Here is a 22,481-nt window from a genome sequence, read left to right as displayed (position 1 = left end):
CGGGATGTGAGATCTCGCGTCGCCCAGGGCACAGCGGACCACGCACCGACAGCAGCCCCCTCCGCCCGTGTCGAAGCCAACTCCCGTACCGCCCAACGGGTTACGGGTTGCTTCAAGATCCTTGCCGTAGCGAAACCGTTGCTGTTCCGTCGGAAGTCCCCCACAGCGAGCGCATAGTGTGTGATGCCGTTCCCGAAGGTCGTGAGTTCGGCGTGAACTCACCATGAGGTCCGGCTGAGATCACAGCCGTGGCGCACCATCCGTTCACTCCAGGGGGAGTCAAGACCATGCGATCGATACGGCCGTCCTTCACCGCCCGGCGCGGGAGGGGTGCGCGTCGCGGAACCACCCCCGTGCTGGCCGCCGTCGCCCTCGCCTCGGCGCTCGCGCTCACCGCGACGGCCTGCGGCTCCGGTGACACCAAGGCGGACGGCCAATCCACCGCGTCGGCGACCAGCGGTGACACCGGCGACGGCAAGATCAAGATCCCGGACGACATCAAGAACAAGCTCAAAGAGCACGGGATCGACATCGACAAGTGGAAGAACGGCGCCTGGAAGAACTGGGACAAGGACGACTGGCTGCGCGAGGCCGACGACTACATCAACCCGATCATCAAGGGGCTGTGGAGCTCGGGCCGGATGCGGGACGCCAACGACCCGGACAAGGGCGTCGACACCAACGACATCTCCGGTGACCAGGGCGTGACCGACCCGACGCCCGCGGTGGTGGACGCGAAGGCCGTGTCGCCTACGTACCACGCCAACGCGGCGACGGCGGGCAAGGTGTTCTTCGACTCCCCCGAAGGCACGATGGTCTGCTCGGCGACGGTCGTGGAGGACCCGGCGCACCCGGGCAAGTCCAACCTGGTGTGGACGGCGGGCCATTGCGTGCACGCCGGCAAGAAGGGCGGCTGGTACCGCAACCTCGCGTTCGTGCCGTCGTACAACAACTCGGGTATGACGACAGCCCAGTTGGAGACGGCCACCCGGGCCCAGGTAGCTCCGTACGGCGTCTGGTGGGCCGACTGGGCGCAGACCTCTCAGCAGTGGATCGACCAGGGTGGCGAGACGGGCGGGCAGGGATCGTCGTACGACTACGCCGTGATCCATGTGACGCCCGAGAAGGGCAGTGGGGGCAAGTCCCTTGAGGAGACGGTCGGTTCGGCATTGCCCGTGAACTTCAACGCGCCTGCCGTGCCGAAGGTGTCGAGCATCACGGCGACCGGCTACCCCGCGGCGAAGCCGTACGACGGTTCGACGCTGTACCAGTGCGCGGACAAGCCGGGGCGGCTGTCGATCAACGCCGCGGACCCGACGATGTACCGCATCGGCTGCAGCATGACCGGCGGTTCGTCCGGCGGCGGCTGGGTGGAGACGGGCACGGACGGCAAGCCGGCGCTGGTGTCCAACACCTCGATCGGCCCGGTGACTTCGGGCTGGCTGGCGGGCCCGCGGCTGGGCGATGTGGCCAAGGGCGTGTACGACTCGGTGAGCAAGAAGTTCGCCGGGCAGTAGACACGGCAAAGGCTCGCCCCGGGTGATCCGGGGCGAGCCTCAGGACGTGCTGTGCTACGGGCCCGTCAGGCCAGCGGTGCCGGGACGTACGGCGCGAGTTCCGCCGCCAGTTCCTCGTGCACCCGCAGCTTGAGCTGGGTGCCCTCCGGGGTGTGCTCCTCGGAGATCACCTCGCCCTCGGAGTGGGCGCGGGCGACCAGCTTGCCGTGGGTGTACGGCACGAGCGCCTCGATCTCGACCGAGGGGCGCGGCAGTTCGGCGTCGATGAGCGCGAGCAGCTCGTCCATGCCCTGGCCGGTGCGGGCCGAGACGGCGATGGACCGCTTCTCGTTCCGCATCAGCCGCTGGAGCGTCAACGGGTCCGCCGCGTCCGCCTTGTTGATCACGACGATCTCGGGCACCTTGGTGGCGCCGACATCCCGGATCACCTCGCGTACGGCGGCCAGCTGCTCCTCCGGGACCGGGTGCGAACCGTCGACCACGTGCAGGATCAGATCGGCGTCGCCGACCTCCTCCATCGTGGAGCGGAAGGCTTCGACCAGGTGGTGCGGCAGGTGCCGGACGAATCCGACGGTGTCGACCAGCGTGTAGAGCCGTCCGCCCGGTGTCTCGGCCCGGCGCACGGTCGGGTCGAGGGTCGCGAACAGCGCGTTCTCGACCAGCACGCCCGCGCCCGTGAGGCGGTTGAGCAGGGACGACTTGCCGGCGTTGGTGTAACCGGCGATCGCGACCGAGGGCACCTTGTGGCGACGGCGCTCCTGGCGCTTGATGTCACGGCCGGTCTTCATGTCCGCGATCTCCCGGCGCATCTTCGCCATCTTCTCGCGGATGCGGCGCCGGTCCGTCTCGATCTTGGTCTCACCGGGACCACGGGTGGCGAGGCCGCCGCCCGAGCCGCCGCCCATCTGACGGGACAGCGACTGACCCCAGCCTCGGAGCCTCGGCAGCATGTACTGCATCTGCGCGAGCGCGACCTGTGCCTTGCCCTCTCGGGACTTGGCGTGCTGGGCGAAGATGTCGAGGATCAGGGCCGTACGGTCGATGACCTTGACCTTGACGACGTCTTCGAGGTGGATCAGCTGGCCGGGGCTCAGCTCACCGTCGCAGATGACGGTGTCGGCGCCGGTCTCCAGGACGATGTCCCGCAGTTCGTTGGCCTTGCCGGAGCCGATGTAGGTGGCCGCGTCCGGCTTGTCGCGGCGCTGGACGACACCGTCGAGCACGAGCGCGCCCGCGGTCTCCGCGAGGGCGGCCAGCTCGGCGAGGGAGTTGTCCGCGTCCTGTGCCGTACCCGTGGTCCAGACGCCGACGAGTACGACGCGCTCCAGGCGGAGCTGCCGGTACTCGACCTCGGTGACGTCCTCGAGCTCGGTGGAGAGGCCCGCGACGCGGCGCAGAGCCGCGCGCTCGGAGCGGTCGAACTGGTCGCCGTCCCGGTCTCCGTCGATCTCGTGGCTCCAGGCGACGTCCTCTTCCATCAGGGCATCGGCCCGAAGACCTTCGGGGTAGGTGTGCGCGAAGCGCTCAGTGTCCTGGGAAGGGGAAGAAGAGGAGGTCATTGGGTCCTTACGTCGATGGGAGTCCTGCAAAGGTCACAACGTGCGAGAGTCCCCGGAGATTCCCGGTGACCGGAGATTCCGGGCGGTCCGCGCCGCCGACCCGACGATGGTCGCACGGCACGGATCGCCCCGTCACGGCCTTATTTCACCGGTGCCTGCGACACCCAGTCCGGGTGACCGGGCATCGGCGGGGTCTTAGCGCCGTAGAGCCAGGCCTTGAAGAAGTCGCTCAGGTCGCGGCCGGAGATCGCGGAGGCGAGGTCCTCGAAGTCCGCGGTGGTGGCCGTGCCGTCCCGGTGGACGCTCACCCAGGTGCGCTCCAGGCGCTCGAAGGCGGGGCGGCCGATCTCCTGGCGCAGGGCGTAGAGGACCAGGGCGGCGCCGTCGTAGACGTTGGGGCGGAAGATGCTGATCTTGTGGCCGGGCGCGGGTGCCTTGGGGAGCGCGGGCGGTCCGCCGGCGGCGCGCCAGCCGTCGGAGGCGCCGTAGGCGGCCTTCATCCGCGTCTCCATGGGCCTGCCGGCCTTCTCCTCCGCGTACAGCTCCTCGTACCAGGTGGCGTGTCCCTCGTTGAGCCACAGGTCGGACCATGTGCGGGGGCTGACGCTGTCGCCGAACCACTGGTGCGACAGCTCGTGCACCATGATCGACTCGACGTACCACTTGGGGTAGGCGGGCTCGGTGAAGAGATCTCTCTCGAAGAGAGAGATCGTCTGGGTCTCGAGTTCGAAGCCGGTGGAGGCGTCGGCCATGAGCAGCCCGTACGTCTCGAAGGGGTAGCGGCCGACCTTGCTCTCCATCCAGGCGATCTGGTCGGGGGTCTTCCTGAGCCATGGTTCGAGCTGCTTGGCGTCCGCGGCGGGCACGACGTCGCGCATCGGCAGGTCGTGCGGTCCCGTGCGGTGCAGTACGGCGGAGCGGCCGATGGAGACCTGGGCGAGTTCGGTGGCCATGGGGTGCTGGGTGCGGTACGTCCAGGTGGTGTTCGCGCCGACCTTGTCGACGCCGGCCGGCAGTCCGTTGGCGACGGCCGTGTACGCGTTGGGCGCGGTGACCCGGATGGTGAACATCGCCTTGTCGGAGGGATGGTCGTTGCAGGGGAACACCAGGTGCGCGGCATCGGCCTGGTTGGCCATCGCGAGCCCGTCCTTGGTGCGCACCCAGCCGCCGTCCTGACCCTTGGCGGAGACGGGGTCGCTGGTGTGCCGCACGGTGATCCGGGTCCAGCTGCCCTGGGACAGCGGCTCCTCGGGCGTCACCACCAGGTCCTCGCCGGCACTGGCGAAGTCGGCCGGCCGCCCGTCGACCTCGACCGAGTCCACGGTGCCGTGCGCGAAGTCGAGGTTGATCCGGTCCAGGGACTCCGTGGTCCACGCGTCGATGGTGGTGACGGCCTGGAGGGGCTTGCTGTTGGTGCCGGGATAGGTGAAGGAGAGGTCGTACGACGCCACGTCGTAGCCCGGGTTGCCCAGGTCCGGGAAGAGGCGGTCCCCGACGCCGAGGGGCGTGGGCGGAGCGCTCGCGGCGACGAGGCAGACGGACACGGCGGAGGCGAGCAGGGCCGCCTTCAGCCGTCGGGGAGCCCTGGTACCGGCCCCAGGGGTGGCGGTGCGGGGGGTGAGCAGCATGGACCACCGCTACCAGCGCGCGCGTACCGCACGCCGACGACTCGCGCCCGGCCCACTCGAACGAGGTCTTCCGGGGGCCTACGGGGCGTCGGTCACGCCGGAGCGCGCGCCTCTGGAGAGCGCCGGGGCGCGGTCCTGCCCCAGGCTCAGAAGGCCGTCGTGTGGTGCTGCGCCCGGCTCACGTCGTAGACGCCCGGCACGTTGCGCATCGCCCGCATGAGGGCCGGAAGGTGCGCCGCGTCCGGGAGTTGGAGCGTGTAGGTGTGCCGCACGCGCTGCTGGCTCGGGGGTTCGACCGTCGCCGAGACGATCTCTGCGCCCTCCAGGGCCATCGCCTCCGTGAGGTCGGCCAGCAGATGGGGGCGGCCGAACGATTCGGCTACCAGCGTGACCCGGCACTCGGTGGTGTCACCCCAGCGCACACCGACCTCCGCGCGCCCCACGCTCTTCATGTGCGCCACCGCGCTGCACTCGACACGGTGGACGGTGACGACTCCGCCGCGCACCGAGAATCCGGTGACCTCGTCGGGCGGTACGGGCGTGCAGCAGCCGGCGAGCCGTACGGTCGCGCCGGGCTGGTCGACGACAGGGGTGGCGGGGTTGCCGGTCGGGGCGTCCTCGGCGGCGGGGGGCGCGGATCGCACGGTCTGCGTGTCCTGGACCGCCGGGTCCGGCTCGGTGGCCTCTGGGTCGCCGCTGCCCGGGTGCGCCGCGAGCCAGCGTTGGATGGCGATCCGGGCGGCGGGCGTGTGCGCGTGCTCCAGCCACTCCCTGGAGGGCTCGGAGGCCGGGTCCTGGCCCATGAGGGGCTGGACGGTGTCGCCGTCCCGCAGAACCGTGCTGAGGGTCGCCAGGCGGCCGTTGACGCGGGCGCCGATGCAGGCGTGGGCGTCCTCGCCGTACTGCGCGTACGCGGCGTCCACACAGGTCGCGCCGTCCGGCAGGCCCAGCGTGCCACCGTCGGGCCGGAAGACGGTGATCTCGCGGTCCTGGGCGAGGTCCTCGCGGAGCGTCGACCAGAAGGTGTCGGGGTCGGGCGCGCCCTCCTGCCAGTCGAGGAGGCGGGAGAGCCAGCCGGGCCGGGTGGGGTCGGCGCGCTCCCCGTCGCTCGCGGCCTGCTGCTCCTCCGAAGGAGGAGCGTAGGGATTGCCGAGCGCGATGACGCCGGCCTCGGCGACCTTGTGCATCTGGTGGGTGCGGATGAGGACTTCGACGACCTGGCCGTCCGTGTGGGCGACGGCCGTGTGCAGCGACTGGTAGAGGTTGAACTTCGGTACGGCGATGAAGTCCTTGAACTCCGAGACGACGGGCTTGAGACAGGTGTGCAGTTCACCGAGGACGCCGTAACAGTCCGCGTCCTCGTTGACGAGCACCAGGAGGCGGCCGAAGTCGGCGCCGCGCAGCCTGCCGCGCTTGCGGGCGACGCGGTGCACGGAGACGAAGTGCCGTGGCCTGATGAGGACTTCGGCCTGGATGCCGGCGTCGCGCAGAACGGTGCGCACCTCGTCGGTGACCTCGGCCAGCGGGTCGTCCGCGCGGGAGGCGTTGTCGACGATCAACTCGCGTGTGTGGTCGTACTCCTCGGGGTGGAGGATCGCGAAGACCAGGTCTTCCAGTTCGGTCTTGAGCGCCTGGACGCCGAGCCGTTCGGCGAGCGGGATGAGGACGTCCCGGGTGACCTTGGCGATACGGGCCTGCTTCTCGGGGCGCATCACGCCCAGGGTGCGCATGTTGTGCAGCCGGTCGGCGAGTTTGATCGACATCACGCGGACGTCGCTGCCGGTGGCGACGAGCATCTTGCGGAAGGTCTCGGGCTCGGCCGCGGCGCCGTAGTCGACCTTCTCCAACTTCGTTACGCCGTCGACGAGATAGCGCACCTCGGCGCCGAACTCCTCGCCGACCTGATCGAGTGTCACCTCGGTGTCCTCGACGGTGTCGTGGAGCAGAGAGGCCGTCAACGTCGTGGTCTCGGCGCCGAGTTCGGCGAGGATCAGGGTCACGGCGAGGGGGTGCGTGATGTACGGCTCGCCGCTCTTGCGCATCTGGCCGCGGTGCGAGGACTCGGCCAGGACCCAGGCGCGGCGCAGCGGTTCGAGGTCGGCGTCGGGATAGTGGGCGCGGTGCGCCTCGGCCACATGTCCGATGGCGTCGGGCAGCCGGTCGCGGGCGGTGGGACCGAGCAGGGCGGCCCGGCCGAGCCGGCGCAGGTCGATCCGGGGGCGGGCCTTCCTGCGGGGCGCTGTGTTCATCACAGGGCCTGGGCTCGCAGGGTTCGTGGCCTCCGCACTCATGGGCACCTCCGGCTGCTTGACCGGCGGACGGGTGCCCCATGGCGTACTCGGCTCAGGGGATCTTCGATCCCCCGTCCGGGCCGGTGCTTGATGCTACCGAGCCCACCACGTGCGACTGACCGCCTCTCGCCGAGCGTGAAACGGATCACCCATTCGAGCGAAGGTCGGGAGGTTTACGGTTTTGCGCCACGCTCTCCGGGAGCGGCCGTGATTTCCGGCCGAACCGGCCGCGGGAGACTTCGGATCAGGGCCTCCAGGACGGCCGGGACTGCGAATCACCCGTTCAGCGGATGGCGTTTTCCAGCCACTCGGTATCGATCTCGCCCTCGGCGACGATCACCGCGGGACCGGTCATCTCGATCCGGCCGTCGGGCCACTCGGTGATCACCAGCGTTCCCCCGGGTACGTCGACGGTGTAGGTCGCCCGCGTTCCGGTGACGGCCGGGTCGGTTCCGTCGCGCCGGGCCGCGGCCACGGCGACCGCGCACGCGCCCGTGCCGCACGAGCGGGTCTCGCCCGCACCGCGCTCATGCACCCGCATGGCCACGTGGCCGGGACCCCTGTCGACCACGAACTCGACGTTCACGCCCTCCGGGTAGGCGGCGGCCGGGCTGAAGGGGGGCGGGGAGTGCAGGTCACCGGCGTGCGCGAGGTCGTCGACGAATGCGACCGCGTGCGGGTTGCCCATGTTCACGTTCCGCGCGGGCCAGCTTCGCTCGCCGACGCTCACCGTGACGTCCCCTTCGGGGAGAAGCGCCTTGCCCATGCCGACCGTGACGTCACCGTCCTTGGCGAGGTGGACGGTCTTGACTCCCCCGCGCGTGGCGACCGCGATGTCCCCTGCGGTCACATGTCCGGCGCGCTGGAGATAGCGCGCGAACACCCGCACTCCGTTGCCGCACATCTCGGAGACCGAGCCGTCGCCGTTGCGGTAGTCCATGAACCACTCCGCCTCGGCCGCCATGTCCCGCGCCTCGGGGTGCACGGCGGACCGCACGACATGCAGCAGTCCGTCGCCGCCGATGCCCGCGCGGCGGTCGCACAGGGCCGCCACGGCGGCCGGGGACAGGTCGATGGCGTTCTCGGGGTCCGGGACGATCACGAAGTCGTTCTCCGTGCCGTGCCCCTTGAGGAAGGCGATCCGCGTGCTCATTCCTCGATCGTACGGGGTGGCTACGACATCCCTGCGACCAGTTGTGACCGGCCTCTGCGGCCGACCTCCAGGACTGCCGCGACCGGCCTCGGCGACTAGCGGAGCCTGGCCACGCGCCACACGGCGAGCACCACGACCAGGGCCACCACCAGGGCGTAGGCGACGACGACCCGCCAGTCCGGGCGGCGCCCGGAGCCCCGCTGCGGGAAGCCGGGCCAGGTGTGGCCGACGCGGCGGGCCGCGGTCATGCCCCAGCCGGCCGCGCAGGAGCAGATGAGCAGGCCCAGCATGGCGATCACGGCCCCGCTGTCGCCGAAGTCGAAGGCGAGCGGGAAGGCGAACATCAGGGATCCCACGGCCGCCAGGGCGACGATGGGAGCGAGCTGCCAGATGCGCAGGCGACGCTGCGGGCGCAGCTCGACCTCGACCTCGGGTCCCGCGTACATCTCGTCGGGCCCGGGACCGTCGGCGGTCACGCCGCCCTGGATCTCGTCCGGGCCGTCCGGGCTCAGTCGGCCGTCGACCTCTTCCGGTTCACCACGGTCCGCGGTGACCTGCTCAGCGCCTTCTGCGGTGTCGCGAGGGCCGGCCTCCATCGCCACGCGCCCTCCCAACTCGGACTCCACTTGGTCGATCGAAGCTCGATGATGGCACGCCCCCGGAGGCCGCAACGGCGGCCGGAGCGTCCCGATGCCATGACGTGATCAGGCTGTGACCGGTCGTTCGACCAACGCCAGTGCCAGGTGCGGAAGTTCTGTGAGATCGGCCGCAGCCCCACTCAACCAGTGCACCCGTGGATCGCGTCTGAACCACGAATCCTGACGGCGCGCGAAGCGCTTGGTGGCCCGCACCGTCTCCGCGCGCGCCTCCTCGTCCGTGCACTCCCCCGCGAGCGCCGCGAGCACCTGCTGATAGCCGAGCGCACGGGACGCGGTGACCCCCTCGCGCAGACCCCGCGCCTCCAGCTCCCGCACCTCGTCGACGAGCCCCGCGCTCCACATCCGGTCGACCCGGCGCGCGATGCGCTCGTCGAGTTCGGGGCGGCCCACGTCGACACCGATCTGGACGGTGTCGTAGACCGAGTCGTGGCCGGGGAGGTTGGCGGTGAAGGGCTTGCCGGTGATCTCGATGACCTCCAGGGCGCGGACGATACGGCGGCCGTTGCTGGGCAGGATCGCGTGCGCGGCCTCGGGGTCGGCGGCGGCCAGGCGGGCGTGCAGGGCGCCGGAGCCGCGCAGTGCCAGCTCCTCCTCCAGGCGGGCCCGGACCTCGGGGTCGGTGCCGGGGAACTCCAGGTTGTCGACGGCCCCGCGGACGTACAGCCCGGAGCCGCCGACCAGGATCGGCCAGCGGTCCGCGGCGAGCAGGGCGTCGATGTGCTCGCGGGCGAGGCGCTGGTACTCGGCGACGGACGCCGTGACGGTCACGTCCCAGATGTCGAGGAGGTGATGCGGGATGCCGCCGCGCTCCTGGGGCGTCAGTTTGGCGGTGCCGATGTCCATCCCTCGGTAGAGCTGCATGGAGTCGGCGTTGACGACCTCGCCCCCTAGACGCTGGGCGAGGAAGACGCCCAGATCGGACTTTCCGGCCGCGGTCGGTCCGACGACGGCGATGACTCGGGGGGCGGGGGGTGCGCTGCTCACGTTCACAGTCTCCCAAACGCCGGACCCCGCCTCGAACGAGTTACGTGACGGCACCCCTGTGGGGTCGTTGCCCGTTGCGAGATGTCCCGCCGCCGGTTTCTGGAGGCGGCGCCCCGGGTGACGCAAATGGACGCACCGGGCTACGCGGGATTTCGCCCGCACGAGTAACGTATGGAGTGGATATGGGCGTTTTTGACCGACTTCTTCGGAGGTCGAAGACTACGGAGGACGCGTCGACCGCCGGCGCGGAGACGGCCGAGGACCTCACGGCCGAAGCGGCGGACGAGGTGTCGGAGACCGAGTCGGGGGCAGGCGCCCAGGAAGCGGCGGAGACGACGGCGACGGAGGCCGTCGGGGCCGCGGACGGCGTCGAGATCCCCAAGCAGCAGTCCGCCGAAGAGGCCGCCGACAACGAAGCCGGTGAAGGCGCCCGCACGTAACCACCCCGCGTGGAAGGTGAACCATGGGTCTGATGGACAGTTTGAAGGCCAAACTCGCCCCGGCGAAGGACAAGGTCTCGGGCCTCGCGCAGCAGCACGGAGGCAAGATCGAGAGCGGCCTCGACAAGGCCGCGAAGATGGTCGACGAGAAGACCAAGGGCAAGTACAGCGACAAGATCCAGACGGGCACGGGCAAGGCCAAGGACGCCATGGACCGACTCGCGCACAAGGACGGCGCAGGGAGCGCGGGAAGCACGGGGACGGAGCGCGGCGGCACGACCGCACCTCCGGACTTGCCTCCGCCGACCACCTGACCGGCACCCGCACATCGTTCGGCGGACGGCGGACGGCCGCGGAGCACTCGGCTCCCCGGCCGTCCGCCGTTTCGCGTCTGCACCACGCCTACCGTGTGCTCACGGCTCCGCCACCCCTACGACCAGGTCGCGACCACGTATCCGACGCCGTACGGCGCGCCCTCGTACAGCAGCGCGCCCCCGAGGCCCACGCCCTCCGCCGCGCCCGCGAGGACCTGCCAGGGGGCACGGCCGGAGGCCTTGAGCTCGTATGCCAGCTCGGCGTCCAGCGCCTTGAGGGCGGGCACGTCCGCCGCTCCGAGAGCCCGTGCGACCTCGGCGTCGAAGGGTGCTGCGCGCTCGTCGAGATACCCCGGCGCCTTCAGCGTCCGGCACGCACTGGCGTCGCCCATCACCAGCAGCGCGACCCGCTCTGCCTGCGCGACAACGTCCCTGCCGGTTTGAATACACCGCTCGGCCTCAAGAGGTTCCCCCACACCGAGTCCCTCGATCGGGGCGTCGGACCAACCCGTCCGCTCCAGAAGCCACGCGGCGACGGCGAGCGAGGGGGGAAGCGTCCGCTCCGACACGGCCGCCGCGTCCCTCCCGAGTTGTACATCGAGGGCCACTCCGAAGCCGCGGAACGAACCCCGGGTGCCCTCGGGATACGGACCGCGCCCGCTCTGCTCGGCGGGCCCCACGACCACCAGACGGTCGGGCCGGGCGGCGGCGAGCACCCCGAGCGCGTCGGTGCACGCGGCGCGCGCGGCGTCCAACTCGGAGGCGGCACCGGCGGCGACGTCGGGGACGAGAAGCGGCGGGCAGGGGCAGACGGCGGCGGCTACGAGCATGGCCGGAACACTAACAAGGAGCACCCAGGCCCCAACTGGTCACGCCGTGCGGCGCGAGGAGGGGCGCACGGCGCGATGAGTCCCGCCCCCACCTCAGCTCTGCCCCGGCCCCTCACCAGCGGCGTACAGTCGGCGCCCGTCAGTCGCAGCCGCAGCCGCTCCCCGTGGCGACCGGCAGCGGCGCGGGGGCGCCGATCTTCGGGAGGCCCAGCATCACGCCGGCCGGCTTGGCGGCCTCGGCCGCGTTCCGCTTCTCCCAGGCGTCGCCCGCGCGGGTGGGACGCACGTTCAGGGTCGGGCCCTCTGCGAGGAGGTGGTGCGGGGCGGCGTAGGTGATGTCGACCGTCACCACGTCACCGGGGCGGACCTCCTGGTCCGGCTTGGTGAAGTGGACGAGGCGGTTGTCGGGGGCGCGTCCGGAGAGGCGGTGGGTGGCGCCGTCCTTGCGGCCCTCGCCCTCGGCGACCATCAGCTCCAGGGTGCGGCCGACCTGCTTCTTGTTCTCGTCCCAGGAGATCTCCTCCTGGAGGGCGACCAGACGCATGTAGCGCTCCTGGACGACCTCCTTGGGGATCTGGTTCTCCATGGTCGCGGCCGGAGTGCCGGGCCGCTTGGAGTACTGGAACGTAAACGCTTGCGCGAAGCGGGCCTCGCGGACCGCGTGCATCGTCTGCTCGAAGTCCTCCTCGGTCTCCCCGGGGAAGCCCACGATGATGTCGGTGGTGATGGCGGCGTGCGGGATGGCCGCACGGACCTTGTCGATGATCCCCAGGTAGCGCTCCTGACGGTAGGAGCGCCGCATGGCCTTGAGGATCACGTCCGAGCCGGACTGCATCGGCATGTGCAGCTGCGGCATCACGTTCGGCGTCTCGGCCATCGCGGCGATGACGTCGTCGGTGAAGTCGCGCGGGTGCGGGGACGTGAAGCGGACGCGCTCCAGGCCGTCGATGGTCCCGCAGGCCCGCAGCAGCTTGCTGAAGGCCTCGCGGTCGCCGATGTCGGAGCCGTACGCGTTGACGTTCTGGCCGAGCAGGGTGATCTCGGAGACGCCCTCGCCGACCAGGGCCTCGATCTCGGCGAGGATGTCGCCGGTGCGGCGGTCCTTCTCCTTGCCGCGCAGCGCCGGGACGATGCAGAAGGTGCACGTGTTGTTGCAGCCGACGGAGATCGACACCCAGGCCGCGTAGGCGCTCTCACGCCGGGTCGGGAGCGTCGAGGGGAATGCCTCCAGGGACTCCGCGATCTCGACCTGCGCCTCTTCCTGGACGCGCGCGCGTTCCAGCAGGACGGGCAGTTTGCCGATGTTGTGCGTGCCGAAGACGACGTCCACCCAGGGCGCCTTCTTCACGATGGTGTCGCGGTCCTTCTGGGCGAGGCAGCCGCCGACGGCGATCTGCATCCCGGGGCGCTTGGTCTTCATCGGGGCGAGGCGGCCGAGGTTGCCGTAGAGCCGGTTGTCGGCGTTCTCGCGCACGGCGCAGGTGTTGAAGACGACGACGTCGGCGTCGCCGTCCGACCCTTCGGGCGCGCGGACGTAACCGGCGCCCTCCAGGAGCCCGGAGAGCCGCTCGGAATCGTGGACGTTCATCTGGCACCCGTAGGTGCGCACTTCGTACGTTTTGACGTCCACTGCCTCGCTCCGGTCACCGCTGCTCATGCGACAAGGGTAGGCGGTGCCGGGAGTGACTCTTTCTGCGGCTGAGAACGGCCATGGCTCACGTCACCCGGAGCTACGGCCGGAATCCGGGGTTCCGGCGCGGTGGCCGCCGCTCCACCCCTGCTTGCGCAGCACTCCGTGCACGTCCGGCGTCTCGTAGTGCTCGCCCTTGAGGACCTTGCCGTCGGCCCGGCGCGCGATCTCGCCGCCCGGGCCGATCTTGGTCATGTTGGAGCGGTGGACCTCGGCGATCACCGCGTCCAGGTCGATGCCGTGGACGAGGGCCGTGCCGTAGGCGACGTAGACGACGTCGGCCAGTTCGTGTGCCAGTCGGTCGAGGGGGCCGCTGACAGAGACCTCGGCGACCTCCGCGGCCTCCTCGGCGAGCAGTTCGCCGCGGTGGGCGGCGAGGTCGGGGGCGACCTCGGTGGGTGTGGTGCGGGCGTCGAGCCCGAAGGCGAGGTGGAATTCGCGGACCAGGTCGGCGGGCGAAGAACTCATGCCACGACCCTAACGGCCGCCACTGACACCACCGGCCCGCGTGCCCGGCCCTGGTCAGTACCGCTCAAGGGCTGGCAGGATCGCGCGCATGCTCCAGGTGTTCTCCCGTATCAGCAGGCGCCGGGCCCTGACAGGCGCGGCCGCCGGCTTCGTCGCGTTCGGGATGCTGCTGTGGTGGCTGCTGCCCCTGGGCGACGAGCCGCCGACCGGGACGATCACCTTCAGCACCGGGACACCGCTCGGGGTCTACCAGGAGTACGGCAAGCTGCTGCGGGCCGAGCTCGACAAGGACATGCCGGGCCTCAAGGTGAAGCTGGTGAACAGCGCCGGGTCGCAGGAGAACGTCGCGCGCGTGGCGACCGGCCACGCCGACTTCACCATCGCCGCGGCCGACGCGGTGGAGACGTACGAGGAGGACGGCAAGCCGGGTGCGGCCGGGCTGCGCGGGATCGCGCGGCTGTACGACGACTACGTCCAGCTCATCGTCCCGCGCGACTCGGACATCACCTCGGTCGCCGATCTGCGGAACAAGCGGGTGGCCATAGGGCCGGACCGCTCGGGTGTGCGCCTGATCGCGAACCGGGTGCTCACGGCGGCGGGCATCGACCCGGCGAAGGGCGTCAAGCCGGTGGCGGCCGGCATCGACACCGGACCGGACCTGCTCAAGAAGGGCAAGCTCGACGCCTTCTTCTGGTCCGGCGGGCTGCCGACGGACGGCCTGAAGGACCTGGCCGCCCACTACGCGTTCCGGTTCGTGCCGATAGAGGCATCCCTCGTCGCGAAGATGCACGAGCAGGGAGACGCCACCCGCTACTACCGCGCCACCAACATGCCGGAGTCCGCCTACCCCGACATTCAGCGGGGGTCCACGGTGCCCACCATCGCCGTCTCCAACCTGCTGATGACCCGCAAGGACCTCAACCCCAGGCTCACGGAGTGGATCACCAAGACCGTGATCAAGAGCCGGGACGGCATCGGCGCGCATGTGCACTCCGCGCAGCTCGTGGACCTGCGCACGGCGATCTACACCGACCCCCTGGTCCTGCACGAGGGCGCCCGGCGCTACTACCGCTCCGTCAAGCCGTAGGCGTACAGGGGCCGTTGACGCCCGATCAGGCCGCAGGCGCAACAGGAGGCCTCCTGGCGCCCGCTCAGGCCGTAGGCCCGCTCCTGGGCACCGACACGGTCACTTTGAGCCCGTGCGGCTCGTGGTGGTCGTAGGCCAGGGAGCCGCCGCCCGCGGCCAGCAGGACCTGGGAGATGGACAGGCCGAGGCCGGAGCCCTTGATGTTCTGGTGCCGGCCGCTGCGCCAGAAGCGGTCGCCGACGCGGGCGAGTTCCTCGTCGGTGAGACCCGGGCCCTGGTCCGTGACGACGACCGTGGAGGTCTCACCGTTCGACGCGACCGTCACCTCGACGCACTGGTCCTCGGGCGTGAACTTGACCGCGTTGTCGATCACCGCGTCCAGGGCGCTGGAGAGCGTGACCGGGTCGGCCCAGGCGGTGGTGGGCGGACAACTGCCCACCAGGCGCACGCCCTTGGCCTCCGCGGTCGGAGACCAGGCGGCGACGCGCTCGGCGGTCAGCGCGCCGATGTCGGTGATCCTGAGGTCCGCTTCCGCGTGTTCGGCCAGGGCCAGGTCGAGCAGGTCGTCCAGGACCTGGGTCAGGCGTTTGCCCTCCGTGCGGACCGAGGCGATCTCGTCATTGTCCTCCGGCAGTTCGAGCGCGAGCAGTTCGATGCGCAGCAGCAGCGCCGAGAGCGGGTTGCGCAACTGGTGCGAGGCGTCGGCGACGAAGGCGCGCTGCTGCTCCAGCACGTCCTCGACGTTGTCCGCCATCTCGTTGAACGAACGGGCCAGGCGCTGGAGTTCCGGCGGCCCGCCGGCCGCTGCGACCCGGGACTTGAGGCGTCCGGTGGCGATGTCGTGGGTGGTGGCGTCGAGCACCCGTACGGGCCGCAGGACCCATCCGGTCAGCCGCAGGGCCGCGCCGACGGCCAGCAGCATGGCGCCGATCTCGCCCGCGCCGATCGTCAGCCAGCCGCGCAGGGTCCGTGACCGCATCGGCCCGGTGGGCGAGTCGGTGACCACGACCGCTATGACGTCGCCGTCCCGGATGACCGGCGAGGCGACGACCAGGCGGTGGCGCTGCCAGGGCCAGACCTGTTCCGGGTCGTGGCTGCGGCGGCTGAGCAGGGCCTCGTCGAAGGCGTCACGGACCTCGCCGGTCTTGGGCAGCAGGAAGTCGTCCGGCGCGTTCGCCATGGAGGTGTCGGTACGGTAGAAGACGCCCGCGCGGATGCCGTAGACCTCGTAGTAGCTGGCGAGTTCGCGGTCCAGGGTCTGCTGGCGTTCGTCCGGGACCATGTCGGCGGGACGGCTGCCCGTGGGCGCGTCGGTGACGAACTGGGCGAGCGCCGCGAACCGCGCGGTGTCGTCGATACGGTCGACGATCACCTTCTGCTGCTGAGCCGCGGCGACGCTGACGGCGAGCGGGACACCCAGGGCGAGCAGAACGGCCGCCATCAGGACGATGAGCAGCGGGAGGAGACGTGTGCGCACCCGTGCCCGCTACGCGGCCGGGGCGACGAGCCGGTAGCCGACGCCGCGTACGGTCTCGATCAGCGCGGGCATCCGCAGTTTGGCGCGCAGGGACGCGACATGCACCTCCAGGGTGCGTCCCGTGCCCTCCCAACTGGTGCGCCACACCTCGCTGATGATCTGTTCCCGCCGGAAGACCACCCCCGGACGCTGCGCCAGCAGGGCCAGCAGGTCGAATTCCTTGCGAGTCAGCTGGACGACCGCACCGTCCACGCTGACCTGGCGGGTGGGCAGTTCGATGCGCACCGGGCCGAGCCGCAGCGCGGTGTCGCCGCCCCCGCTCGCGTCCTCGTGGACGCTGCGCCGGCTGACGGCGTGGATGCGGGCGAGCAGTTCCCCGGTGTCGTAGGGCTTCACCACGTAGTCGTCGGCTCCGAGGTTGAGGCCGTGGATGCGGGAGCGTACGTCGGAGCGCGCGGTCACCATGATCACCGGGGTGCCGGTGCGCTTGCGGATCTTGCCGCAGACCTCGTAGCCGTCCTGGTCGGGCAGGCCGAGGTCGAGGAGGACGACACCGAAGACATCACCCTCGGGGACGAGCGCCTGGAGGGCCTCCTCGCCGCTGCGGGCATGGGTGACCTCGAAGCCGTGCCGCGCCAGGACCGCGGACAGAGCGGCGGCGACATGGTTGTCGTCCTCGACGAGGAGCAGTCTCATCCCGGCCCCCTCCGGTTCATCGTTCGTATGGTCTCGGCCTGTACGAAAGCACGTCTCACGCGCGCGTGCACCCAGGCAGTCACGCTGATGGACGAAGACGCCGTCAAGGGGGTTCCGGTTGCGGGCGGTTTCCGTTACGCAGCCGGTACGCGTGATCGCGCCAAGTGCTACAAGACGTGTCCGATTGCTATCCGATCGTGATGCTCAGATCTCGCTCAGATGTGATGACGCTGATCGCAAGGCCTCACTACTGTCCTCCGCAACCGACGAGGACGGAGCCAGCAAGCGATGACCAAGGTATCGGTGGCCAAGGAAGACGCGGTCCCGACGGGCGAACTGGTCGTCCTGAAGAGCGTCAACAAGCACTTCGGCGCGTTGCACGTACTCCAGGACATCGACCTGTCGATCGCCCGCGGTGAGGTCGTCGTGGTGATCGGCCCCTCCGGGTCCGGAAAGTCCACGCTGTGCCGCACCATCAACCGCCTGGAGACGATCGACTCGGGTGCCATCGCGATCGACGGCAAGCCCTTGCCCCAGGAGGGCAGGGAACTGGCCCGGCTGCGTGCCGACGTCGGGATGGTCTTCCAGTCCTTCAACCTCTTCGCGCACAAGACGGTGCTCGAAAACGTGATGCTGGGCCAGGTCAAGGTCCGCAGGGCCGACAAGAAGCAGGCCGAGGAGAAGGCCCGGGCCCTGCTCGACAGGGTCGGCGTGGCCACCCAGGCGGACAAGTACCCGGCGCAGTTGTCCGGCGGTCAGCAACAGCGTGTCGCCATCGCGCGGGCGCTGGCCATGGACCCCAAGGTGATGCTCTTCGACGAGCCCACCTCGGCGCTCGACCCGGAGATGATCAACGAGGTCCTGGAGGTCATGCAGCAGTTGGCCCGGGACGGGATGACGATGATCGTCGTCACCCACGAGATGGGCTTCGCGCGTTCGGCGGCCAACCGCGTGGTGTTCATGGCCGACGGCCGCATCGTCGAAGAGGCCGTGCCCGACCAGTTCTTCAGCAACCCGCGCAGCGACCGGGCCAAGGACTTCCTGTCGAAGATCCTGCACCACTGACGATCACCCGAGCACCCCCAAGAACCCGAAGAACAACGGCAGAACCCAAGAGCCACGAAGAACGCCGACAGCCGGCCGCTGACGGCCCGTCGACGACGGGCGGCCGCCGAGACTGCCGCCGCGATCCCGCACGCCCTCAGAGCCGCCGTCACGCGCCCTGGCGGGCCCTCATCTCCCCACCAGCCAAAGGATGTTCATCATGAAGCTTCGCAAGGTCACCGCCGTCGCAGCCACCGCGCTCGTCCTCTCGCTCGCCGCGACGGCCTGCGGGAGCAGCGACAAGGACGACTCCGGTTCGGGTTCCGGGGGCGGCAAGATCAAGGTCGGCATCAAGTTCGATCAGCCGGGCCTCGGCCTGAAGCAGCCGGACGGGAGCTTCGCCGGCTTCGACGTGGACGTGGCGACCTATGTGGCCGGGCAGCTCGGCTACAAGCCCACCCAGATCGAGTGGGTCGAGACCAAGAGCGCCGACCGCGAGAACGCGCTGGCGCGCGGTGACGTCAAGTTCATCGCGGCCTCGTACTCCATCAACGACGAGCGCAAGCAGAAGGTCGACTTCGCCGGCCCCTACCTGCTGGCCCACCAGGACCTGCTGGTCAAGAAGGACTCGACGATCGCCAAGGGCACGGACCTCAACGGCAAGAAGCTGTGTTCCGTGACCGGCTCGACCTCGGCGCAGAACATCCACGACACGATCGCCCCGAAGGCCAACCTCCGTGAGTACAGCGGCTACTCGGAGTGCATCGCGGGCCTGCAGAGCGGCGCCGTGGACGCGGTGACCACCGACGACTCGATCCTCGCGGGCTTCGCCTCGCAGGACAAGTACAAGGGTCAGTTCAAGCTCGCCGGCCTCAAGCTCAGCAACGAGAACTACGGCATCGGCGTCAAGAAGGGCGACTCCGCGACCGTCACCAAGATCAACACCGCGCTGGAGAAGATGGTCAGCAGCGGCGCCTGGCAGACGGCGGTCACCAAGAACTTCGGCCCGGCCGGGTACAAGAACGAGCCCGCCCCGAAGATCGGCAACATCGTCAAGTAACCCTGGAAATCGCCCGTAAGGCAGGCCCCATACCCGGAAGCGCGGGAGATCGTGTTCGACTTTCTTCAAGGTTATGACGTCCTAGGGGCGTTCTGGATGACGGTGAAACTCACCGTCATCTCCGCCCTCGGCTCCCTGGTCTGGGGCACCCTGCTGGCCGGAATGCGGGTCAGCCCGGTCCCCCTGATGCGTGGCTTCGCCACCTTCTACGTCAACACCGTCCGGAACATCCCCCTGACGGTCATCATCGTCTTCACCTCGCTCGGCCTCGCCGACATCTTCGGCGTGACGATGGGCGCGTCCGACGACTTCAAGGTGCAGGGTTTCCGACTCGCACTGCTGGGTCTCATCGCCTACCACGCGGCCTTCGTCTGCGAGGCGGTGCGCTCCGGCATCAACACCGTGCCCGTCGGACAGGCCGAGGCGGCCCGCGCCATCGGACTGAGCTTCAGTCAGGTACTGCGGATCATCATCCTTCCGCAGGCGTTCCGCGCGGTCATCACACCGCTGGCCAACGTACTGATCGCCCTCACCAAGAACACGACCGTGGCGGCGGCGATCGGTGTCGCCGAGGCGGCCGCCCTGATGAAGTCGATGATCGAGAACGAGGCCCAGACGGTCGCCATCGGTGCGGTCTTCGCGTTCGGCTTCGTGGTACTGACCCTGCCCACCGGCCTCTTCCTCGGCTGGCTGGGCAAGCGAATGGCGGTGAAGCGATGACCTCCGTCCTCTACGACGCGCCCGGCCCCCGCGCCAAGCGGCGCAACACGCTCCTGACCGTCGTCTTCGTTGTCCTGCTCGCCGCGTTCCTGTGGTGGATCTGGCGGACGATGGACGACAAGGGCCAGCTGAAGTGGGCCCTGTGGCAGCCGTTCACCACGTCGGACGCCTGGACGACGTATCTGCTGCCCGGCCTGGGCACCACTCTGAAGGCCGCCGCGCTCTCCATGCTGATCGCCCTCCCCCTGGGCGCGCTGTTCGGCATAGCCCGGATGTCCGACCACCGGTGGGTGCGCGTCCCGGCCGGCGTGGTGGTCGAGTTCTTCCGGTCGATCCCGGTCCTGCTGATGATGCTGTTCGCGAACGAGTTCTACGTCCGCTCCACGAACATCGGCAGCGAGGACCGGCCCCTGTACGCCGTCGTCACCGGCCTGGTGCTCTACAACGCCTCGGTGCTCGCCGAGATCGTCAGGGCGGGCATCCTGTCCCTTCCCAAGGGGCAGACGGAGGCCGCGTACGCGGTCGGGCTGCGCAAGGGCCAGACGATGACGAGCATCCTGCTCCCGCAGTCCGTCACCGTCATGCTGCCGGCGATCGTCAGCCAGCTCGTGGTGATCGTGAAGGACACCGCTCTGGGCGGCGTGATGCTGGGCCTCACCGAGCTCCTCAACTCGCGCAGCACCCTCGCGGCCAACTACGCCAACGTGGTGGCGAGCTTCATCGTCGTCGGGATCATCTACATCCTGCTGAACCTCGTCCTCACCACCTTCGCGAGCTGGCTGGAGGGCAGGCTGCGGCGCAGCAAGAAGAGCACCGGCGCGACCATGGCCCTCGAAGACGCCACCGGGCTCAACCCCGCGCAGGCAACGGGCGGCTTCGGGACCGGGGCGGGCGGCACGATCTGATGATCGGTCATATGGCATGAACGACACGGAGGCAGTGGCATGATCGCCACTGCCTCCGTCACTTGACGCAAGCACCGGCAATGGGTTGCATACGTTCTGTGATCGTGCACCCTGCTCCAACTTCCTGTTCACATGCGTCCCTGAGGACACCGTCACGGGCAGGAGGCGCCGCACCGTGGACCCGGTGATCATCGTCGGAGCGGGGCCCGTGGGGCTCACGCTCGCCCTGGCGCTGGCGCGGCAGGAGGTGCCCTCCGTCGTCCTCGACGAGGGCCCGGGCAAGGACGAACCGCGCCCCGCGCGGACCGTCGTCCTGCGCGAGGACACCACGGCGCTCATGGAGCGGCTGACCGGTGTTCCGCTCGCCAAGGCCGGTGCGCACTGGGCCGGATGGCGGTCGATGCGGCGCAAGCAGGTGATGCGCGAGATCACGTTCGACGACACCGAGCCCGCCCCCCTGCACATCGCCCAGCACGTGCTGACCGGCGCCCTGCGCCAGGCCCTGGCGGGCGAGCGACTCGTGAAGCTCTCGGTGGACAACCGCCTCGACGCGATCGAACAGGAACCCTCGGGCGTCACCGCCCACACCCGCGGCCCCAAGGGCACCTGGTGGCGCGGCAGTTACCTGGTCGGCTGCGACGGCCCCCGCTCCACCGTGCGCAAGCTTCTGGACATCCGCTTCCCCGGCCGTACGGCGGTGGAACGACACGCCGTGGCCGCGCTGCGCACGGAACTTCCCTGGCCCGACCAGGCGTTGTTGCACCGGGCGCCGCCGTGGCGGACGTCAGGGCCCTCGGCGGGCGAGGTCACCGCACGCCCCCTCCCGGACGGTGTGTGGCGCCTGGACTGGCTGCTGCCCCCGGGCAAGGACCTGGTCACGCCCGAGCTGCTGCTCGCCCGCATCCGGGAGACCCTCGCGGGCTGGACCGAGGGGCCGACACCGCCGTACGAGCTGCTCGACACCGGTGTGCACACCGTGCACCACCGGCTCGCGCGCCGTTGGCGGGCGGGGCGGGTGTTTCTCGCCGGGGACGCGGCGCATCTGCTGGGGGCGCTCGGTACGCAGGGGCTGGACGAGGGGCTGCGGGACGCCGACAACCTCGCCTGGAAGCTGGCGTCGGCCTGGCACCACGGGCCGCACGAGGCGCTGCTCGACAGTTACCAGGCGGAGCGGCGGTCGGTCGTGGCGGCCCGACTGCGCGCCGCCGACCAGGCGCTGCCCCTGGTGCGCGGCGGGGGCGGGCTGCGCGCGGTCGTACCCGGCTCGGCCCGCGGTCACGACTCACTGCTCACGGACGGTCACTTGGGGCGCGGCCCGCTCGGTGCGCCGGGGGCGTACGCCGACTCGCCGCTCGCGCCCCGGCACATCGAGGGCGAGGTCGACGTCGACACCCCGCCCGGTGCGCCGGTCACCGATGTCCGGGTCACCGCGGAGGACGGCTCCTTCGTACGACTGCGGGACCGCCTCGGGCGCGGTGCCCTGCTGGTCGTACTGGTCGCACCCGGCACGGGCGTGTGGGAGCGCAAGCACTGGGTGACCGCCGGTGTCATGCCACGTCTGGCGGCCGCGGTGACGGCGCTGCCGCACCCGGCCGAGCTGCTGGTCGCCGAGAGCTACCCGGGCGCCGGCGCCCACACGGTCCTGCTCGTACGGCCCGACGGACACCTGGTCACCGCGCTGAGCGGGGTGCGGCCGGCCGATCTGTACGCGGCGGCCGATGCGACCCTGGGCGGCCCGGCGAAAACGGAGGCAGCGGCCGGCTCGCGCTGAGGCCTCCGTACACCAACTGTCCACATAGTGACGCTGAGTTGACCCGCGGCCACCCTCATGCTCTACTCCGGATCATGACCGACACATCTGTCCACCTCTGGCGGAAGGTCCATCTGGACCTCGTCCGCTACGTGGGCTGCGTCTGTCACGTCTCCTGCTGAATTCGCATCTCTCTCACTCGCGCGCGC

The 22,481-nt window shown here is 70.1% G+C and carries 20 protein-coding genes; 9 read left to right on the top strand and 11 right to left on the bottom strand.

Features of this window, described 5'->3' with window-relative positions; all coding sequences use genetic code 11:
- The first annotated feature begins 287 nt into the window (after positions 1-287).
- Positions 288-1,517, top strand: coding sequence for a trypsin-like serine peptidase (locus tag ACWDEW_RS27555; RefSeq protein ID WP_450515926.1), 1,230 nt, complete (start codon positions 288-290; stop codon positions 1,515-1,517).
- Between the two features lie 65 nt (positions 1,518-1,582).
- Here ACWDEW_RS27555 and hflX read toward each other — a convergent pair whose 3' ends face one another.
- From hflX to miaA, 6 genes are all read right to left on the bottom strand, one after another.
- A complete protein-coding gene (gene hflX, locus ACWDEW_RS27550; RefSeq protein ID WP_362981215.1) occupies positions 1,583-3,076 on the bottom strand; it encodes a GTPase HflX in 1,494 nt (497 codons plus the stop codon).
- A gap of 140 nt (positions 3,077-3,216) precedes the next feature.
- The gene (locus ACWDEW_RS27545; protein WP_450515925.1) at positions 3,217-4,704 is read right to left on the bottom strand and encodes a M1 family metallopeptidase; all 1,488 of its coding nucleotides are present in this window, start codon (positions 4,702-4,704) and stop codon (positions 3,217-3,219) included.
- A 146-nt stretch (positions 4,705-4,850) separates the two neighbouring features.
- Positions 4,851-6,995, bottom strand: a complete 2,145-nt coding sequence (locus ACWDEW_RS27540; RefSeq protein ID WP_450515923.1) for a RelA/SpoT family protein — start codon at positions 6,993-6,995, stop codon at positions 4,851-4,853.
- A gap of 283 nt (positions 6,996-7,278) precedes the next feature.
- Positions 7,279-8,148, bottom strand: a complete 870-nt coding sequence (dapF, locus tag ACWDEW_RS27535; protein WP_450515922.1) for a diaminopimelate epimerase — start codon at positions 8,146-8,148, stop codon at positions 7,279-7,281.
- A 95-nt stretch (positions 8,149-8,243) separates the two neighbouring features.
- Positions 8,244-8,744 carry a hypothetical protein gene (locus ACWDEW_RS27530; RefSeq protein ID WP_450515920.1) on the bottom strand — a complete coding sequence of 167 codons (501 nt, stop codon included), beginning with the start codon at positions 8,742-8,744 and terminating at the stop codon, positions 8,244-8,246.
- Between the two features lie 108 nt (positions 8,745-8,852).
- Entirely contained in the window at positions 8,853-9,791 is a 939-nt protein-coding gene (gene miaA, locus ACWDEW_RS27525; RefSeq protein WP_450515918.1) for a tRNA (adenosine(37)-N6)-dimethylallyltransferase MiaA, read from the bottom strand.
- Between the two features lie 182 nt (positions 9,792-9,973).
- Here miaA and ACWDEW_RS27520 point away from each other — a divergent pair, with 182 nt between their 5' ends.
- Together ACWDEW_RS27520 and ACWDEW_RS27515 are read left to right on the top strand one after the other, a co-directional pair.
- Complete coding sequence (locus ACWDEW_RS27520) at positions 9,974-10,231, top strand: hypothetical protein (RefSeq protein WP_450515916.1); 258 nt, start codon at positions 9,974-9,976, stop codon at positions 10,229-10,231.
- A gap of 23 nt (positions 10,232-10,254) precedes the next feature.
- Positions 10,255-10,545: an antitoxin gene (locus tag ACWDEW_RS27515; RefSeq protein WP_450515914.1), complete on the top strand. Its 291-nt coding sequence runs from the start codon at positions 10,255-10,257 to the stop codon at positions 10,543-10,545.
- 116 nt (positions 10,546-10,661) lie between these two features.
- On the opposite strand, the gene ACWDEW_RS27510 is transcribed toward ACWDEW_RS27515, so the two are convergent.
- The 3 genes from ACWDEW_RS27510 to ACWDEW_RS27500 all read right to left on the bottom strand — a co-directional run bounded on the left by ACWDEW_RS27510 (position 10,662) and on the right by ACWDEW_RS27500 (position 13,533).
- Complete coding sequence (locus ACWDEW_RS27510) at positions 10,662-11,375, bottom strand: class III extradiol dioxygenase subunit B-like domain-containing protein (protein WP_450515912.1); 714 nt, start codon at positions 11,373-11,375, stop codon at positions 10,662-10,664.
- 139 nt (positions 11,376-11,514) lie between these two features.
- Positions 11,515-13,032: a tRNA (N6-isopentenyl adenosine(37)-C2)-methylthiotransferase MiaB gene (gene miaB, locus ACWDEW_RS27505; protein ID WP_450515911.1), complete on the bottom strand. Its 1,518-nt coding sequence runs from the start codon at positions 13,030-13,032 to the stop codon at positions 11,515-11,517.
- Between the two features lie 63 nt (positions 13,033-13,095).
- On the bottom strand, positions 13,096-13,533 hold the full coding sequence (locus ACWDEW_RS27500; protein WP_450515909.1) for a pyrophosphohydrolase domain-containing protein: 438 nt from the start codon (positions 13,531-13,533) through the stop codon (positions 13,096-13,098).
- 88 nt (positions 13,534-13,621) lie between these two features.
- Here ACWDEW_RS27500 and ACWDEW_RS27495 point away from each other — a divergent pair, with 88 nt between their 5' ends.
- A complete protein-coding gene (locus ACWDEW_RS27495; RefSeq protein WP_450515907.1) occupies positions 13,622-14,620 on the top strand; it encodes a TAXI family TRAP transporter solute-binding subunit in 999 nt (332 codons plus the stop codon).
- Between the two features lie 64 nt (positions 14,621-14,684).
- On the opposite strand, the gene ACWDEW_RS27490 is transcribed toward ACWDEW_RS27495, so the two are convergent.
- Together ACWDEW_RS27490 and ACWDEW_RS27485 are read right to left on the bottom strand one after the other, a co-directional pair.
- Positions 14,685-16,097, bottom strand: coding sequence for an ATP-binding protein (locus ACWDEW_RS27490; protein ID WP_450515905.1), 1,413 nt, complete (start codon positions 16,095-16,097; stop codon positions 14,685-14,687).
- A 9-nt stretch (positions 16,098-16,106) separates the two neighbouring features.
- Positions 16,107-16,793 carry a response regulator transcription factor gene (locus ACWDEW_RS27485; protein ID WP_450515903.1) on the bottom strand — a complete coding sequence of 229 codons (687 nt, stop codon included), beginning with the start codon at positions 16,791-16,793 and terminating at the stop codon, positions 16,107-16,109.
- Between the two features lie 288 nt (positions 16,794-17,081).
- Here ACWDEW_RS27485 and ACWDEW_RS27480 point away from each other — a divergent pair, with 288 nt between their 5' ends.
- From ACWDEW_RS27480 to ACWDEW_RS27460, 5 genes are all read left to right on the top strand, one after another.
- Positions 17,082-17,858, top strand: coding sequence for an amino acid ABC transporter ATP-binding protein (locus tag ACWDEW_RS27480; RefSeq protein ID WP_362981190.1), 777 nt, complete (start codon positions 17,082-17,084; stop codon positions 17,856-17,858).
- A gap of 199 nt (positions 17,859-18,057) precedes the next feature.
- On the top strand, positions 18,058-18,897 hold the full coding sequence (locus ACWDEW_RS27475) for a glutamate ABC transporter substrate-binding protein (RefSeq protein ID WP_450515901.1): 840 nt from the start codon (positions 18,058-18,060) through the stop codon (positions 18,895-18,897).
- 51 nt (positions 18,898-18,948) lie between these two features.
- The gene (locus tag ACWDEW_RS27470) at positions 18,949-19,617 is read left to right on the top strand and encodes an amino acid ABC transporter permease (RefSeq protein WP_026179185.1); all 669 of its coding nucleotides are present in this window, start codon (positions 18,949-18,951) and stop codon (positions 19,615-19,617) included.
- Entirely contained in the window at positions 19,614-20,522 is a 909-nt protein-coding gene (locus tag ACWDEW_RS27465; RefSeq protein ID WP_450515898.1) for an amino acid ABC transporter permease, read from the top strand. Before ACWDEW_RS27470 ends, ACWDEW_RS27465 begins: the two co-directional genes overlap by 4 nt.
- A 175-nt stretch (positions 20,523-20,697) precedes the next feature.
- The gene (locus tag ACWDEW_RS27460) at positions 20,698-22,293 is read left to right on the top strand and encodes an FAD-dependent monooxygenase (protein WP_450515897.1); all 1,596 of its coding nucleotides are present in this window, start codon (positions 20,698-20,700) and stop codon (positions 22,291-22,293) included.
- The last annotated feature ends 188 nt before the right edge of the window (positions 22,294-22,481 follow it).

Source organism: Streptomyces sp. NPDC001100 (assembly GCF_053598575.1).
The sequence above is the reverse complement of the archived record's forward strand: the minus strand, read 5'-3'. Positions and strand labels throughout refer to the sequence as shown.